Origin of the sequence: Paenibacillus sp. FSL H8-0104 (genome assembly GCF_038050215.1) — a bacterium.
Classification (GTDB): Bacteria; Bacillota; Bacilli; order Paenibacillales; family Paenibacillaceae; genus Paenibacillus; species Paenibacillus amylolyticus.
On sequence record NZ_JBBOTC010000001.1, the window covers coordinates 2,394,136 to 2,411,843 of the forward strand.

General features: G+C 46.0%; 12 protein-coding genes. All 12 read left to right on the forward strand.

Annotation, left to right across the window (positions count from 1 at the left end):
- Window positions 1-43: 43 nt before the first annotated feature.
- The 12 genes from NST38_RS10885 (at window position 44) to helD (ending at window position 17,534) form a co-directional block, all read left to right on the forward strand.
- The gene (locus NST38_RS10885; RefSeq protein WP_036670219.1) at window positions 44-1,798 is read left to right on the forward strand and encodes a sensor histidine kinase; all 1,755 of its coding nucleotides are present in this window, start codon (window positions 44-46) and stop codon (window positions 1,796-1,798) included.
- Window positions 1,799-1,860: 62 nt separating this feature from the next.
- Complete coding sequence (locus NST38_RS10890; protein ID WP_036670221.1) at window positions 1,861-3,489, forward strand: response regulator; 1,629 nt, start codon at window positions 1,861-1,863, stop codon at window positions 3,487-3,489.
- Between the two features lie 123 nt (window positions 3,490-3,612).
- Window positions 3,613-5,298: an extracellular solute-binding protein gene (locus tag NST38_RS10895; protein ID WP_076249867.1), complete on the forward strand. Its 1,686-nt coding sequence runs from the start codon at window positions 3,613-3,615 to the stop codon at window positions 5,296-5,298.
- 189 nt (window positions 5,299-5,487) lie between these two features.
- The gene (locus tag NST38_RS10900) at window positions 5,488-6,378 is read left to right on the forward strand and encodes an ABC transporter permease (RefSeq protein WP_017689297.1); all 891 of its coding nucleotides are present in this window, start codon (window positions 5,488-5,490) and stop codon (window positions 6,376-6,378) included.
- Window positions 6,379-6,407: 29 nt separating this feature from the next.
- On the forward strand, window positions 6,408-7,286 hold the full coding sequence (locus NST38_RS10905; protein WP_036670224.1) for a carbohydrate ABC transporter permease: 879 nt from the start codon (window positions 6,408-6,410) through the stop codon (window positions 7,284-7,286).
- A 32-nt stretch (window positions 7,287-7,318) separates the two neighbouring features.
- Window positions 7,319-8,404 carry a glycoside hydrolase family 53 protein gene (locus tag NST38_RS10910; protein WP_082219046.1) on the forward strand — a complete coding sequence of 362 codons (1,086 nt, stop codon included), beginning with the start codon at window positions 7,319-7,321 and terminating at the stop codon, window positions 8,402-8,404.
- Window positions 8,405-8,501: 97 nt separating this feature from the next.
- Window positions 8,502-10,574 carry a beta-galactosidase gene (locus tag NST38_RS10915; RefSeq protein WP_076249866.1) on the forward strand — a complete coding sequence of 691 codons (2,073 nt, stop codon included), beginning with the start codon at window positions 8,502-8,504 and terminating at the stop codon, window positions 10,572-10,574.
- Between the two features lie 211 nt (window positions 10,575-10,785).
- The gene (locus NST38_RS10920; protein ID WP_074094504.1) at window positions 10,786-12,225 is read left to right on the forward strand and encodes an NAD-dependent malic enzyme; all 1,440 of its coding nucleotides are present in this window, start codon (window positions 10,786-10,788) and stop codon (window positions 12,223-12,225) included.
- A 1-nt stretch (window position 12,226) separates the two neighbouring features.
- Window positions 12,227-12,949, forward strand: a complete 723-nt coding sequence (locus NST38_RS10925; RefSeq protein WP_083684243.1) for an HD domain-containing protein — start codon at window positions 12,227-12,229, stop codon at window positions 12,947-12,949.
- A gap of 300 nt (window positions 12,950-13,249) precedes the next feature.
- Window positions 13,250-14,317 (forward strand): FUSC family protein, encoded by a 1,068-nt coding sequence (locus tag NST38_RS10930; RefSeq protein ID WP_017689291.1) that lies wholly within the window; start codon window positions 13,250-13,252, stop codon window positions 14,315-14,317.
- Window positions 14,318-14,452: 135 nt separating this feature from the next.
- The gene (locus NST38_RS10935) at window positions 14,453-14,914 is read left to right on the forward strand and encodes a hypothetical protein (protein WP_076249985.1); all 462 of its coding nucleotides are present in this window, start codon (window positions 14,453-14,455) and stop codon (window positions 14,912-14,914) included.
- Window positions 14,915-15,158: 244 nt separating this feature from the next.
- A complete protein-coding gene (gene helD / locus NST38_RS10940) occupies window positions 15,159-17,534 on the forward strand; it encodes an RNA polymerase recycling motor HelD (RefSeq protein WP_047842422.1) in 2,376 nt (791 codons plus the stop codon).
- The last annotated feature ends 174 nt before the right edge of the window (window positions 17,535-17,708 follow it).

Sequence of the window (17,708 nt, forward strand, 5' to 3'; positions counted from 1 at the left end):
ACAATTAATGTCACGACAAATTAAGACAAGGTGAGATGAAAAGATGTCATATCGGACAAACCTGTTTTCCAAAATGGTCATTCTTATTCTGATTATGCTGATTCCGGTAGTGCTTTTGTACTGGTACTCCAATCACAAAACAACAGCTGTTCTCAGAGATGAGTTGAATCGATCAAATAGTAACCAGCTTGAATTTTTCCAAAATCAAGTGAACACACACATCGAACTGTTATCCTCATGGCCGAATCTGCTCATACATGATCCTGATATTGGCAGCTTCCGGCGAATCTATGCGGACAGTAACTACTTTGATCTGGATGCGATCAACCTGGTCAAACGTATTCAGAATAAGCTGAGTATTCAGGAAAGCTCATCCAATTGGGCCACGAAATTATATCTGTATTCTCCTTCGCTGGGCAGGGTGGTTTCCGAAAGGGACGCACGTTCTTACGATAAAGAAGCGCTAAGGGAAAATATCATTTCCGGCTGGGATGTACGCAAAATTCAGGATGGGGAAGATGATCGGTTCATGTTTAGCTGGATTACGGTATCTCCATACGGTATTAAAGACCCGGCTAATAATGCAGAAACGATTATTAAACTGGAGTTTGATAGTGACAACATTCGGGATATGCTCGACAAATTCAAAGACGATGGCAGGCATGACCCCTTCTATTTCCGTGAAGAATCGGGTGTTATCTATAACCGGACTTCAGATCGTTCATTAACGAATCAGTTGATGGAAGAACTGTCCATCCATAAACTTCAGGACGTTGATAATCGTACAGTAGTGATCGGGAACGAGCCATATATGGTCAACACTGTGAAATCCAGTACAACAGGCTGGTATTTGGTGGACTATATGCCGCTATCAGATATTCTGAAGCCCATTCATCAATCCAATATGCTGTTCTATTCTTCCATGATTTGTTTGTTGTTAATGAGTTTTGGTGTGGCGTATTTGTTCTATGTACAGGTGCAGGTACCAGTGAAACAACTCATTCGTGGGTTCCAGCGATTGAAGCAGGAGGATTATTCAGTGAGGATTAAGCCAAAGGGCCGCAATGAATTCAGTTTCCTGTCCGAACGTTTCAACTTGATGGTGGAGCAGATCCAGCAGTTATTTGAACACGTTTACCTGGAACAGATTCATGTACGTGAAGCTCGGTTGAAGCAGCTGCAATCGCAGATTAACCCGCACTTTTTCTATAATTGTTTCTCCTTCATTACAAGTATGGCGAAACTCAAGCGTATGGACGCTGTTGTAGCGATGTCGCATAATCTATCGCGATATTATCGGTATACAACAAGACAGGAGCGGGACGTGGTACCGTTGACAGAAGAGATTGAATTTGTCAGCTGTTATCTGGAGATCCAACGGATGCGTATGGACCGCATTCATTACAAAATTGATCTGTCTGATGAGATGTTAAGACAGGAGGTACCGCCACTCATCGTGCAACCACTAGTGGAGAATGCGGTGATTCACGGTATCGAAGCGGACGCGGAGGCCGGAGAAATAAGAGTATCAGGGGAAAAACAGGGCGGTGTCATGGTTCTTGTCGTTGAAGATGATGGGCAAGGCATGACGCAGGAGGCACGTGAGGCGCTTCTGAATAAGCTCAGGGGAACGATGGATCAGGAGATGGGCTGTGGCCTGTGGAATGTGAATCAGAGACTCCAGCTTCGATATGGGGAGCAGGCAGGGCTGGGTGTAACGGAATCGGAACTTGGTGGATTACGCGTAACGCTGTCATGGCCTGCCGAACAGGAGTTTCTTCTGGAGAATGAAGGATAAGCACTTGGAATGTGTAGCGATGGAATCCATTTGCAGAATGAACGAAATAGGGAGTGAATCACTTGATTGATATATTACTGGTAGATGATGAGACTTACGTAACAGAAAGTCTGGAACTTACGATCCCCTGGGGAGAGCTTGGAGTAACGACCGTGCTGCGTGCCGCATCCGGTAAGGAAGCGTTGGAGATTATGGAGGAAAATGCAGTAGATATCGTGGTTACCGATATTCGCATGCCTGGCATGTCAGGACTGGATCTCATTGCAGAGGTAAGCAAGCGCTGGTCTCATATCCGCTGTATTTTACTAACGGGTCACAGTGATTTTGATTATGCTAAAAAAGCCATTCAATTGCAGGCAGCAGATTATATCCTGAAACCCGTAAACGATGATGAGTTTATGGGATCGGTGTCGGCAGCCATCACGTCTCTTCGCGATGAGTGGGATGAATTCGATAAATATCACCGGCTTTTATACAGTCGGAAGTCTGACTATAAAATTTTGCGGGAAAATCTCATGCATGATCTGCTGCTGGGGCGTGAGATCACGGCGCGGGCACTTCGGGAACAACTGCAACAATATGAGATTCATATCGATCCAGAACAATCGGCTGTGATGATGCTGATTCGTCTTACAGGACGCTTCTCATCGATGGACCAGCAGTCTCTGGATCTGATGGATTTTGCGGTAGGTAATATTGCAGAGGAAGTACTTGGAGAGCAATTTAACGTGTGGTTTGGTCGCGGACCCCATGAGTGTCTGGTTATGTTCTTGCAGAATCAAGATCAGATCGGAGCTCCGCAGATGGACTTGGAGACGTTGAGAATCTCAGCTGAAACTTTCCGTGAGCATGTCATTCGATATTTACAGGGAGATCTGTCCATGGTAGTTACACCGTCATTTCCCTTTAACGAGTTGACAGCAGCTTATCGAAAAAGTCTGGGTTCGCTTGTCCTTTCAGGACCGGAAGAACACAAGATTATATACATGGACATGGATCAGGCACTCAGCAAAAGACCGGAGAATGATGCAACGCAGGCGCTCGAAGAGCTATATAAACCACCTGTACTTCCGCAATTGCTTGAGACCAAGCAATGGGAAGCGGCAGCGCGTAAGCTGAACACGGTCTTTGACGCGGCAGAACAGGTACGATTGTCCAGAGAACATGTGTATGAGATGTATCTGTCGGTAACTAATGCATTTATGTATATTGCCCATAAACAGGGGCATCTGGTGCATGAGATTGATCATGCGGGATTCGATCTGCTCCTTGCTCATCAGTTGATTCAATCCCCCGAGAAGCTGCGGCGTTGGGCCACCGAGATGCTGGCGAAGCTTCAGGAAGAGTTGTCCGATCAGGAAGGTGTGCAGAGCCGCAGACATGTGATCAAGCAGGTTCAGGAGTTGGTGACAAGAGATACAGGACAGGATCTGTCAGTGAAGATGATTGCGGACAAGGTATATTTACACCCCGTATATCTATCGAAAATTTACAAGGCAGAGACTGGGGAAGGTCTTGGGGACTACATGATTCGTATGCGCATGGAACGTGCTCTATATCTGCTTAAGAATAGCAACAAAAAAATATACGAGATTACGAGTGAACTTGGCTATCAAAATCCGCAATATTTCAGCAAAATGTTCAAAAAACATTATGGTATGACACCAAATGAATTTCGGGATCAGGCATAATTTCAACAACATTCCAGAATATAGGTTGGCAAAGGTGCAGAAATCTTGATTTCGTATCATAGGCTCAAAGGCCTGGTCAGCCTATAATGAAAGGGTAACCAAAACGATTTAAGGGGGAACAACATGAGAGCGCAATCAACAAAAAAGAGATTCTTGACGCTTCTCGCTACAACGCTGAGTCTAACTGTCGTTCTTGCAGGATGTTCAGGAGGCAGTGGGGGCGGAGATAGTGCAACACCAAGTACATCTGGAACCCAAAACGAATACAAAGAGAAATATGATCCGGCAGTTACTATTACTACAGCATGGGGAATCGATCCAGAGCTGAAATTTAAAAATGGCGAATCCATGGAAAATAACGTGGCAACCAAGTGGGCCAAAGATCAATTCGGGATTGAAATCAAATCGTTGTGGTCAGTAACAGACACAAATGGAGCATTTGCAACCAAGCTTCGTCTTGCGATGTCATCAGGACAGGAAATGCCTGATATTGTAAACGTAGGTGATAATCTGCTTGCTCAGGATCTGATTGATTCTGGAATGTATCAAGAAGTAGGTCCACTGTTCGATAAATATGCTTCGGACACATGGAAAAAAGCAATTGAACAAGATCCAAACGTATGGAACCAGTATAGTCGTGATGGAAAAAGAATGGGTATCCCTGTTCTGGACTATGCCTACAACAATGATTACTTGCTCTGGATTCGTCAGGATTGGCTGGATAAGCTGAACATGAAGGCGCCAAAAACCATCGACGAACTAGAAGCAGTGATGGAAGCATTCAAAAACAATAACCCTGACGGCTTGGCTCCTGATAAAGTCACTCCGCTCAGCATTGGTTTCAAAACTTCCATGAATACATGGATGGGAGACCCATCTTGGATCTTCGGAGCATATGGAACATTGCCGTTCCAATGGAATCTGGGGGAAGACGGCAAGCTGGAGTATGGCTCCATCAATCCGGGTATGAAGCAAGGTCTGACCAAATTGAGCGAATGGCTCAAAAAAGGATATATCCCGCAGGAAGCAGCTCTATGGGATGAGAACAAAACAGCAGAGCCAGCAGTTGCAGGAACTGCCGGTATTATTCCAGGACCTTACTGGATGAGTGGATGGCCACTTCTCGATACAGTGAAAAATGTACCGAGTGCCGTGTGGAAACCGATTGAAATTCCTACCGGTCCTGAAGGCAAAGCGATGCGTCACGGGACACAGTTCGTTAATGGTGTTACGTTGATCAAAAAAGATATGGCGCATCCAGAAGCATTCTTTACGTACCAGAACTACCTGTTCGACAATTATGCAGACCCGGCACCAGGTAGCCCTTATGATAACGGTCTGTTTGCAGGCTATGACTATCAACTGGATGCAAATGGAAAACAAATGCCGATTGACGAGATCGAAGGCGGATACGTGAACGTTGTACGTTATTTGCTTGTTCGTGACGGTGCTCGTATTCCAGATGCACAGATGAAAGCTCTGATGAATTTGGCCAATGGCAAAGAGCCGGAAACCAAGCTTGAAAAAGATGTTGCTGTCAACTACGGTAAAGAGACTCCAGCAGCAGCGAAAGTGTTGCTGAGCCAAGAAGAAATTTCCTTCAAGAACATGTTCACAGGTCCGACAACAAAGACGATGAAATCCAAGCTTGACTATTTGAACAAAATCGAGAATCAAGCATTTAACGAAATTATCTATGGCAAAAATCCGGTTGATGCGTTTGATACCTTTGTACAAACGTGGAAATCCGGTGGCGGTGACCAAATTACGCAAGAGGTTAACGAATGGTATGACAGTGTGAAAAAATAGTTACAAGCAGCGCTCAGACGACTAACGTCTGGGCGCTTTTTTTGTTTATTCAAGTTAAGGCAAAGTGGTTGAATTTGTGCCATTTATATTGCTTTTATGTGCTGTTTGGACCCCGTAAAAGGTTGATATAATCGCATTATAAGCCACTCAGGGAGTACTTGAGTAGGAAGAAATACAGGGGGAGCAATCATGAGAACTTTGAAACGCACTTGGCCATTCCACGTTATGCTGTTGCCAGCCATTATCTTTCTGATTATCTTCAGTTATGTGCCTATGGGCGGAATCATTATGGCGTTCCAGAACTACAAGCCATGGCTTGGGATTAGCGGTTCTGAATGGGTTGGGCTGGACAACTTTAGATATTTGTTTGAACGTGAAGACAGCTTACAGGTCATCTGGAACACATTAATTATTGCTGTACTTAAACTGATTTTCAATTTATTTGTTCCATTTGTTTTTGCCATTCTTTTGAATGAGGTTCGCAAGATGGCTGTACAGCGAACGATTCAAACACTCGTATATTTACCTCACTTCTTGTCCTGGGTCATTCTGGGCGGGATTTTGATAGATCTGTTGTCAACAGGCGGCTTGGTTAACCGGGTTCTGGGAACCTTTGGACTTGGGCCATATTTCTTCCTGGGAGACAACAGTTGGTTCCGATCTACGGTCATTCTGACAGATGTGTGGAAAGAATTTGGCTATAACATGATTGTCTTTCTGGCTGCCCTTGCCGGAATTAATCCAGCGTTGTACGAAGCAGCGGAAATTGACGGAGCAGGACGCTGGAAACAGACACTGCACATTACAATCCCTTCACTTGTGCCGATGTTGATGGTTGTAGGAACACTGGCGCTTGGTAACGTACTGAATGCCGGATTTGACCAGATATTCAACTTGTATAACCCGCTCGTATATCAAACGGGTGACATCATTGATACATTCGTATATCGTTCCGCAATGCAGAATGGTGAGATGGGCTTTGCAACCGCGATCGGATTGTTCAAATCGGTTATTAGTATGATCTTGATCCTTGTATCGTACAGCTTAGCCAAAAAATACGCTGGATATCGCATATTCTAAACGAATGAACAGAGAAAGAAGGGACCACGATGTATCATAAATCATTGCCTTATCGCGTGTTTAATATAGTCAATACCTGCTTTCTGATTTTGGTCGCCATTATGTGTATCGTACCAATGATTCATGTACTGGCAGTATCCTTTAGTACAAAGGCTGCTGCCGATGCCAATCTGGTCAATCTCTGGCCCGTAGGTTTTTCACTTGAGGCTTACAAAAAGACGATGAACAATCCAATTTTCTTGAACTCGCTCTGGATTTCACTTCTACGTACAGTGATCGGTACAGCTATTACCTTGCTGATTACGTTCCTGGCGGCGTATCCGTTGTCCAAAGAGAATAGTGAATTCAAAGGCAGAACGATCTACTCCTGGATTTTTGTATTCAGTATGATTTTCAACGGGGGACTGGTGCCGTTCTACATGGTTATCCAGAAGATCGGGTTGATGGATTCCTTCTGGGTACTGGTACTCCCAGGAGCAGTTAACACATTCCTTGTCATTCTGATGCTGAACTTCTTCCGCGGTATTCCAAAAGAGCTGGAGGAAGCGGCGCTCATGGATGGAGCTAACCATTTCAGAACATTGTTCAGGATCTTCCTTCCCATTTCGATGCCGTCCATTGCAACAATTGCATTGTTCAGTATGGTGTTCCACTGGAATTCCTGGTTTGATGGATTGCTCTACATGAATAACGCTAAGGATTACCCACTTGCTACATTTATGCAAACGGTCATTATTGGACGTGATATGAGTAGCATGAGCATGAATCCAAAAGAAATGGAAGCTCTCTCTCAAACTACGGTAAGGGCAGCTCAGATTTTCATCGGAAGTGCACCAATCTTGATTGTGTATCCTTTCCTGCAACGTTTCTTTGTTAAAGGTATGACGTTGGGCTCAGTTAAAGGCTGAGCCTGTACCCCAAATTAATGGAGGTTGATACAGTGAGCAACTTGACGGAAAAGACATTCATTCTGGGAATGGATGTGTCCTTTATGGATGAAATCGAACAGCATGGCGGGAGTTATAGTGATGTGGATGGCAAGGAACAAGACTTGCTGTCCATCCTGAAGATTAATGACGCTAACGCGATACGACTTCGAATCTGGAATGATCCTGTTGGTGGATTCTGCAATCTGGAGCGGACGGTGGAGGTAGCCAAACGGATCAAGGAACAGGGATTGAAATTTTTGCTTGATTTCCATTATTCTGATCGCTGGGCTGATCCAGCCAATCAATGGAAGCCGAAAGCATGGGAGAATCTGTCCTATGAAGAGCTTCAACGTGCGGTATGCATGTATACGGCTGACGTTCTGAGAACGTTGAAGGAACACGATGCGCTTCCGGACATGGTGCAGGTGGGCAACGAGATTACACCAGGCATGTTATGGAATGAGGGACGTGTCGGTGGAGAAGAGCATGATACGGATGAACAGTGGGAGCGTTTTGCAGGCCTTGTGAAGTATGGAATTGCTGCGGTCAAATCCGTTGACGCGGATATTCAGATTATGATACATATTGATCGTGGTGGAGATAACGCCGAGAGCCGCAAGTTTTACGATCGCTTTGAAGCACTGGGTGTGGAGTTTGATATCATTGGTCTCTCGTATTACCCTTGGTGGCATGGAACACTCGATGCGTTACGTGACAATCTTCATGATCTGGCTGAGCGTTATGGCAAACCTATCAATGTAGTTGAAACCGCTTATCCCTGGACGCTGGAGCAGCCGGAAGGCATTGAATGGATTTTGAATCAGGAAGATATGTTGTTACCAGGATACCCTGCAAGTGTAGAGGGACAGACCAAATATCTGAAGGATCTATTGCAGATTATTCGCGAAGTTCCTGGTGGTTTGGGGCACGGATTCTATTATTGGGAACCTGCCTGGATACCAAGTAAAGAAGAATGGTCCGTCGGACATCCGAATAACTGGGGCAACCTCACCATGTTTGATTTTAAAGGTCGCAAGTTGGAATCGTTTACAGCACTTGCTACTGTTGAAGAATCAGATGTCGTGACATACGTGTAATCTAGCGTAATACGTATCGTCTGTGAAGTCGTTGTTATCGTTATCGTTATCGTATATAAACTAAAAAAACAGTAATTAAAGCAAGGGAGTTGTCCTTATGACATACAAATTTCCACCTGTAAGTTCCAAAGCCCCGCACATGTTGCATGGCGCAGACTATAACCCGGAGCAATGGCTCCGCTATCCTGAAGTTCTGGAAGAAGATATTCGCTTGATGAAGCTTGCCAAGTGTAACGTGATGTCCATTGGTATCTTCTCGTGGGTATCCCTTGAGCCGGAAGAGGGCGTATACACGTTTGAATGGCTGGATCAGGTGTTGGATCGTTTTGCAGCAAACGGTATCTATGCATTCCTCGCTACACCAAGTGGTGCCAGACCTGCTTGGATGTCCGCGAAGTACCCGGAAGTGCTCCGTGTATCCGAGAAGCGTGTCCGCAATCTGCATGGTTTCCGTCACAACCACTGTTATACTTCCCCGGTATACCGTGAGAAGGTTACTGCGATCAACACAAAACTGGCAGAACGTTATTCGGATCATCCGGCTGTAATTGGCTGGCATATCTCGAACGAATTCGGCGGAGACTGTCATTGTGATTATTGTCAGGAAGCATTCCGTGGTTGGGTTCAGAAGAAGTATAAAACACTCGATGAACTGAATCATTCGTGGTGGACCACATTCTGGAGCCATACGGTTACAGACTGGAGTCAAGTGGAATCTCCGGCGCCACACGGTGAGACACAGGTACACGCAATGAATCTGGACTGGCGCCGTTTCGTTACGGATCAGACAGCTGATTTTATCGTGCATGAAACGAAACCATTAAAAGCTCAGAATCCTGATCTGCCAGTCACAACCAACCTGATGGAATTCTATGGCGGTCTGAACTATTGGAAGTTCGCTGATATTCTGGATTTCCTCTCTTGGGACAGTTATCCGACTTGGCATGATGCAAATGACGATGCGAAACAGGCATCACGTATCGCGATGATGCATGATATCGTTCGTTCCATCAAAGGCGGTCAGCCGTTCTTGCTGATGGAGAGTACTCCAAGTTCGACGAATTGGCAAGATGTCAGCAAACTGAAGAAACCGGGCATGCATCTGCTCTCTTCTCTCCAGGCTGTGGCACACGGCTCCGATAGTGTTCAGTACTTCCAGTGGAGAAAAAGCCGTGGGTCCAGTGAGAAACTTCATGGTGCGGTGGTAGACCACGTAGGAACGGAACACACTCGAGTGTTCCAAGATGTCACCGACGTAGGAACGGCTCTTGAAGGCATGGAAGCTATTGTAGGAACAGCGGTTCCGGCAGAAGTTGCAATCATATTTGATTGGGAAAACCGCTGGGCCGTTAATGATTCCCAGGGTCCGCGTAATATCGGTGTGAAGTATGAGCAGACGGTGGAAGAGCATTACGAAGCGTTTTGGAAAAAGGGAGTCGCTGTAGACGTAATTGATATGGATGCAGATCTGTCCAAGTATAAGTTGCTGATTGCTCCAATGCTCTATCTGGTACGTGAAGGTGTCGGGGAACGTATTGAGAAGTTTGTAGAACAAGGTGGTACGTTTGTAGCAACTTACTGGTCTGGTATTGTTAACGAAAACGATCTGTGTTTCCTGGGTGGATTCCCAGGCCCGCTGCGTAAGACACTTGGCATCTGGTCCGAGGAAATTGATGGACTGCATGATCGTGATCTGAACGGAATTATCCCTGAGAAGGGCAATGAGCTTCAGCTCAATACAGCGTATGATGCAATTGAACTGTGTGATCTGATTCATCTCGAAGGCGCGAAGTCCCTGGCTACGTACCGTTCTGACTTCTATGCCGGACGTCCGGCATTGACGGTTAACCAGTTGGGTTCAGGAAAAGCATATTACGTAGCGACACGTCTGAAAGCACCATTCTATGATGATTTCTATGCGAAGCTAATCGCTGACCTGAACATTGAGCGTGGACTTGAAACTGAGCTGCCTGCCGGAACAACGGCACATACGCGTACAGATGGTACAGCAGATTATGTGTTTGTACAGAACTACACGCCAGATGAGAAGCTGGTTAAACTAGATGGACAGTCCTATACCGATCTGCTCAGTGGTGATGCTGTGGAAGCAAGTCTCAGCTTGAAGCCATATGACATTTGTGTTCTGCGCAGACCGGCTGCCCGGAAATAATGTAGATTCTATATGTTACTAAATAAATGAAGTTAGTAATTAGAAAAAGAGTGCCCTGAACGCCTGCATTGGTGTTCAGGGCATCTTTTTTATTTTATGCATTTGGCTGTTGAACGACTTTTTCTGGACAAGATAAAGGATAAACGTGTCCGCGCAGCGAAGACAAACACGTAACATGTAACTCAAGACTTTCAGTCTGGGAGGAATGGAAATGAATCAAAGGAATCTGGATGGTAACAGCATTATTATTCGACTGGAAATGACAACTAAGGATATCAAGTTTGGCGAAGTGGCTTCGGCCATCTCGGAAGCTGGGGGAGACATCATTGCCATCGACGTGATTTCCACCAATCAGGATGTAAGCGTGCGCGACTTGACGGTCGCAGTTACAGATGCACAAGATAACAGTAAAATTATAGAAGGGGTGCGCCAGCTCAAAGGTGTATCCATTATTAACGTATCGGATCGGACGTTCCTGCTTCATCTGGGCGGTAAGATCGAAGTAACACCAAAGACCCCGATTCAAAACCGGGAAGATCTGTCACGTGTGTACACTCCGGATGTGGCTCGTGTATGTTCAGCCATTTCAGAAGAACCTGGCAAAGCCTTCTCATTGACAATTAAACGGAATACAGTGGCCGTCGTATCTGATGGCAGTGCGGTACTTGGACTGGGCAACATTGGTCCCCGTGCAGCGATGCCTGTCATGGAAGGTAAAGCGATGTTATTCAAACAGTTTGCTGGTGTGGATGCTTTCCCAATCTGCCTGGACACACAGGATACTGAGGAAATCATACGTACTGTGAAAGCGATATCACCTGGTTTTGGCGGCATTAATCTGGAAGATATCTCGTCACCGCGTTGTTTCGAAATTGAACGTCGTCTGAATGAGGAATTGGACATTCCTGTATTTCATGATGACCAGCATGGCACAGCGGTTGTGTTATATGCTGGTCTGATCAATGCGCTCAAACTGGTGGGCAAGTCCATTGAAGATGTGAAGATTGTGGTCTGTGGCATCGGTGCAGCAGGTGTAGCATGCAGCAACATATTATTGTCCGCGGGGGCCAGCCGGCTTATAGGTGTCGATCGTGAGGGTGCAATTGTACGAACACAAACCTATGAGAATGAAGTCTGGAGTGATTATGCAGCTCGTACTAATCCCGAACTGGAGACTGGCTCGCTGCGTGATGTCATTCGTGGAGCCGATGTGTTCATTGGCCTGTCCCGCGGGAATCTGTTAACTCGCGAAGATGTGCAGACCATGGCAGAAGATCCAATCGTGTTTGCAATGGCAAACCCGGTACCTGAGATTATGCCTGCCTTGGTGGAAGACATTGTGGCTGTAATGGCAACAGGCCGATCCGATTATCCGAATCAGATCAACAACGTGTTATGTTTCCCGGGTATCTTCAGGGCAGTTCTGGATTGCCGTGCTACTGAAATTAATGAAGAAATGAAGCTGGCAGCCGCGCAAGCGATTGCTTCGGCCATTACGGACGAAGAGCGTACACGTTATTACATTATTCCGAGTGTGTTCAATGATAAAGTAGTCAAATCGATGCGCAGTCGCGTAATTGAAGCAGCTATTAAGACGGGTGTAGCTCGACGTATTCCTCGTGAACAGGCCCGTGAAGGCGGGGAATCGTAAGATGTCAGAGAACCCTCTTCAACCTGGTGGGAATCTGCAAAAATTAGGGCACATGCATAATATAGATGGAATAACGGCAGGAGAGGCTGTTCTGCGCGCCGCCCGATCCTTTGTTCAAGGGGACTCATCCAAGCATAGTGATGGTCATGACTGGCCGCACATTGAACGGGTAACCGCACTTGCGGTTGAACTCGCTCACCGTATGGGTGCAGATCCATTTGTCTGCGAACTGGCTGCATTATTACACGATGTACCGGATGAGAAGCTGAATGAGAGCTTGGAAGCCGGGATGGCCAAACTGAATGACTGGCTGGATACCCAGCCTCTTGACCCGGATATACGTAATAAGGTTGTGGGTATTATTAGCACCATCTCATATGCGGGAGGACAGCGTCCTGCGGTTAGCTCGCTTGAAGCACAGGTTGTACAGGATGCGGATCGACTGGATGCATTGGGTGCGATTGGGATCGCGCGAACCTTTGCCTTTTCAGGCGCCAGAGGGCGCGAGATGTACGATCCGTCCCTTCCCCCACGGGAGCATATGACCCGTGAGGAATATCGCAATGGGCGCAGCACAACGATAAATCACTTTTACGAGAAGTTGTTCAAGCTCAAGGATCTGATGAATACCTCCTATGGCAAGGAGTTGGCGGAACAGCGTCATGATTATATGGTGCAGTTTGTGGACCAGTTCAAAAGAGAATGGGAGGGCACGGATCGTTAGGCAGGCATAATAAGCATGAGTATTCCAAAGAGGTATAATTAGTAACAGAGGCGAATCTTTGAAGTGGTGAAAATCCATTTTGAAGATTTGCTTCTTTTTGGGTTAATAATGTGTATTAACATACATAAAGAAATCAATTTCACAATACCTCTGACTTATGACATGGCAACGGAAGACCTTACATGGTACAATAAATCGTTCTCCTGAATGAATTCAGGCAAAAAAAGAAATATGGGGTAATAATGAACATGATCATCAAATGTAAAATTTCAGGTTCGGTAAAGAGGAGGGGTCACCACCATGTCGTTTGGTGCACGTGTACTTAAGACGGGGATCGCGGTCACGCTTGCCTTGTACCTAAGCAGCCTGTTCTTGAACCCGCAATCTCCCGTGCCTGCCGCAATCGCGGCTATATTCGCCATGCAGCCTTCCATCTATCGTTCCTGGAAATACTTCCTGGATCAATTGCAAACGACCACGCTGGGAGCTATTGTCGCCCTGGTGGGGGGCATGGTGTTGTCCAATGAGCCAATCGCCGTTGGATTAATTATTGTACTTGTCATCATGATCTGTCTTAAATTGAATATGGGTGAGACGGTTGGCCTGACACTGGTCACGGTTGTATCCATTATGGAAGCCTCGGGTGACTGGCATTTTGCACTCAATCGTTTTCTGTTGACATTGGTTGGTATTGTATCGGCGTTTCTCATCAACATTACGGTATTTCCTCCGAAACCGAAGGTTCAGTTCGTGAAGCAGATCCATAGTGTATTCAGCGGTATGTCGTTGCTTCTGCGAACTTCGATCTCGGATGAGATCAAGGAAGTTGTATTCCGGGAGGAGAAAAGTAACCTTGGCGGTTCCATTAAGTCTTTGTCCGACAAGTATAACTTGTTCGAAGAGGAACAGAAAAAGATGAAACGTTCGAAATTCAGCGAAACTCGTCAGATGGTGGTCTACAAACAAATGCTGCTGAGTTTGCAAAAAGGGTACGAGGTGCTGGATTCGGTGGAACGCCACTATTTCCAGGCACCGCGGACAACGGCCATGGATCAGTTTTTTGACTCACATCTTGAACTGGTTATCAAATTCCATGAGCATGCACTGCTCAAGTTCGAGGATAAGCTGAAGCCTAATGGGGAAGAGGCTGCACAGTTTGTATTGGATAATGACCGTTTCATGGAGCAGGCGATCACCCAGTTTGATATCGACAAGGAAGGGATGTTACGATTGTCCATCGTGGCTGCTGCCATTTATGATTATGGATATCAGTTGGAACGTCTGAATCGACTTGCCGAACATGTGCATAGCGCCAGTGAAGACAAAGAATCACAGGACAAAATTTTGAATTGGCTTAAGTGGCCTTGATAACGAATTGCGCACCTGCTTGGCGATCATATACAATGTAGTTACAACATAGCCCGGACCATCGTGTCCGGGTTGTTTTGTCATACATAGGGCTGAAGGGCATGAATGAATATTAACGAACTGAGGGATAGAGACATGATTATAGAGGAATTGGACGCTGAACTAATGGAATGGTTGAGTGGGACAAATCTGGAGCATAAACAGCATGAAGCCATGCAACTGCTGACCGTATCTGAGGATCAATGGCCGCATCAGGCGATGATTAGTATGGGGGAAGTGATTGCGATAAATCCGCATCAGCTTAGACTGGCTCTATGGCCAGGTACACAGACCAGTATGAACATGAGCAAAACAGGCAAGGCTACCTTGATTGCGGTTCAAGGACATCGATTGCTGCATATTCGTACAGAAGTAGAACGGCTGCCTGAGATGAAGGGGGCTGTCCATCCGAGAGATCGTTTTGAAGCACAAGTGCTCCATGTACGTGTGGATCACGCGCCATATGCGGAGATCACTTCAGGAATAACCTTTCAATTGAAGGATGAACTTGGAGCAATTACACGCTGGAAAGAGACAATTGAAGAATTACGAAAGTAGGCAGGAGTAGCTAGGTCAGTTGAGGACCCGGTGATTGGGTAATAATGAAGAAGAAAACAACAAAAAACGCCTCCGCTTGCATCGGGACGTTGTCACTGGTACAATAAAAAATGGTTTTCAGAAAATTAGAACTAATTAACATATAATTAAAATGTTTACTTTCTAATAATTATACCATTGCCTTTTCGGGCTTGTCAAATGGGATTTTGAGGACACAATCCGGGGAAAGAGGGGCTATTAACATATGAGTACAGATCAGCAATGGAATGAGGAACAACAACGGGTCAACACCGTGACCGATCAGATTGAACGCAAGATCACAACGCTGGAAGATGAAGTTGGTTCCTTTCGTGACGAAGTGGTTGGCATGAGAAAAGACTTCTGGGACGAAGTCACGATGAACTTTAGCGAAGCGGATGATGTCGGGGAGACTTCAACCAGCATGCGGCAGCAGTCACAGGTATTGTCCGATCGGGAGCGTAGCCATCTCAATACAGCAGCTGCGTTGGATAAAATGAAACGACTGCATCATTCACCGTATTTTGGGCGCATTGATTTTAAGGAAGATGGATATCCAAATGCAGAACGCATTTATCTGGGCATTGCATCGTTACTGGATGAAAAAGAGGAATCTTTTCTGGTCTATGACTGGCGTGCGCCAATCTCCAACCTGTATTATGACGGAGCACCGGGTCCAATCACGTATCATACACCCAGTGGGGAGATCAGCGGTGATATAGAGATGAAGCGACAGTTTGTCATTCGGGATGGTCGTATCCGGTTTATGTTTGACACAGGGGTCACGATTGGTGATGAGTTGTTGCAGGCCGTGCTCAGTCGAACTTCGGATGCACAGATGAAGAGTATTGTAGCGACCATTCAGAAGGAGCAAAACCGGATTATCCGTAATGACCGGACACGTATGCTCATTGTGCAAGGCGCAGCCGGCAGTGGCAAAACATCCGCGGCGCTCCAGCGTGTGGCATATCTTCTTTATAAATACCGCGAGCATCTGCAAGCGGATCAGATGGTTCTTTTTTCACCAAATCCAATGTTCAACAGTTATGTCTCCACGGTACTGCCTGAGCTTGGGGAGGAAAACATGTTGCAAACGACCTTCCAGGAGTATCTGGAGCGCCGTTTGGGTCGTGAATATCAACTGGAAGATCCGTTTATTCAGCTTGAATATGTACTTACGGGGACGGAAGATCCCGATTACGATGTTCGCATGTCCAGCATTCGCTTCAAGTCGTCCGAAACGTTCCTCAAGGTAATTACACGTTATAAGGAAAGTATGTTGTCAGGTGGCATGAAATTCAAGCCGGTTCGCTTCCAGGGCCGAGCGATTGTCACGTCAGAGGCTATGGCTGAGAAATTCTACAGCTTCGAGTCATCCGTTAAGCTGGTGAGTCGACTGGAGATGTTACGGGACTGGATGCTGAAAGAACTGTCTGCCTTTGGTAAAGGTGAACTGGATGCGCCTTGGGTTGATCAGCAGCTTGATCTGATGGAGCCGGAGGATCTGCAACGTGCGTATCAACGGTTGAAGCGCAAGCAAAAAGGAAAGACCCATACGTTTAATGACTTCGAGCAGGAAAGAGGGATTCTGGCACGTATGGTGGTCAGTGACCGACTCAAACCGTTGCGAAAATGGATTAAGTCCTTACGATTCGTTGATATAAGACAATTATATGCACATCTATTCAACGATCAGGCTCAGATGGAGCGATTGCTGGGTGACGAAGTGCTACCTGCTCAATGGGATGAAATCTGTAAGATGACTTTACGCAGATTGAAGCTTCAGGAGTTGGCATATGAAGATATTACGCCATACTTGTACTTGCGTGAGCTTATGCTTGGATTCCATATTAACTCGAATATTCGTCATGTCATTATTGATGAAGCCCAGGATTATTCCGCGTTTCAGTTGGCATTTATGAAGAGATTGTTCCCACGGGCGAAAATAACAGCACTTGGTGACTTTAATCAGGCAATCTATGCCCACTCTTCAGTACTTAGTGGAACAGGACCTTTGACTAACCTGTACGGACCAGACAACACGGAAGTCATTGAGCTGACCAGAAGTTATCGATCTACCCGGGAGATCGTGGAGTTTACACGTGGCATGGTGCCTGGTGGGGAAGAGATTATTCCATTTAACCGCAGCGGTGAGAAACCTAAAGTGATCGTTTCTTCTGATTCAGAGCGTCATATGAATGTCATCACGACAGACCTCAAGCACTTGATTAAGGAAGGGTACGAATCGGTTGCAGTTATCTGCAAAACCGCCGAAGAGAGCAGAGACGTACATGCTACATTAAGTAAGGCGCTGCCCACAGCACCGAAGTTAATCAAAAAAACGACGCTGGCTTTTGAGCAGGGTGTTCATGTCATCCCAGCGTATCTGGCCAAAGGTGTGGAATTCGATGCAGTCCTGATCTATGACGGCTCTGCGGAGCAGTATGCTCAGGAGCATGAACGCAAGTTGTTCTATACGGCTTGCACACGAGCGATGCATCTGCTGCACGTTTACTGCGTGGGCACACCAAGTCCGTTCATTACCGCCCAGTCGGAAGAACAGTATGATCTTGGCAAGGTGTCTACTGCGCAAGTGGACTGACATAACACTTCATATGCATGAGGAAGGCTTCCGTTCAATGGAACGGGAGTTTTTCTGTATATGATACATATATCGGGAAGAAGCTAGCTTAGCGAGGGAATTATACGTGATGAGGTTACAGCCATATAAGTGATCGTATTGATAAAAATACCTAACGTGAATTCGTAAGGATTG

What these genes read in the sequence shown, in the direction of transcription:
- NST38_RS10930 (WP_017689291.1), top strand. Translation starts at nt 13,250, where the DNA reads ATGTCGTTTGGTGCACGTGTACTTAAGACGGGGATCGCGGTCACGCTT.
- NST38_RS10900 (WP_017689297.1), top strand. Translation starts at nt 5,488, where the DNA reads ATGAGAACTTTGAAACGCACTTGGCCATTCCACGTTATGCTGTTGCCA.
- NST38_RS10925 (WP_083684243.1), top strand. Translation starts at nt 12,227, where the DNA reads ATGTCAGAGAACCCTCTTCAACCTGGTGGGAATCTGCAAAAATTAGGG.
- NST38_RS10920 (WP_074094504.1), top strand. Translation starts at nt 10,786, where the DNA reads ATGAATCAAAGGAATCTGGATGGTAACAGCATTATTATTCGACTGGAA.
- NST38_RS10915 (WP_076249866.1), top strand. Translation starts at nt 8,502, where the DNA reads ATGACATACAAATTTCCACCTGTAAGTTCCAAAGCCCCGCACATGTTG.
- NST38_RS10905 (WP_036670224.1), top strand. Translation starts at nt 6,408, where the DNA reads ATGTATCATAAATCATTGCCTTATCGCGTGTTTAATATAGTCAATACC.
- NST38_RS10885 (WP_036670219.1), top strand. Translation starts at nt 44, where the DNA reads ATGTCATATCGGACAAACCTGTTTTCCAAAATGGTCATTCTTATTCTG.
- NST38_RS10935 (WP_076249985.1), top strand. Translation starts at nt 14,453, where the DNA reads ATGATTATAGAGGAATTGGACGCTGAACTAATGGAATGGTTGAGTGGG.
- helD (WP_047842422.1), top strand. Translation starts at nt 15,159, where the DNA reads ATGAGTACAGATCAGCAATGGAATGAGGAACAACAACGGGTCAACACC.
- NST38_RS10895 (WP_076249867.1), top strand. Translation starts at nt 3,613, where the DNA reads ATGAGAGCGCAATCAACAAAAAAGAGATTCTTGACGCTTCTCGCTACA.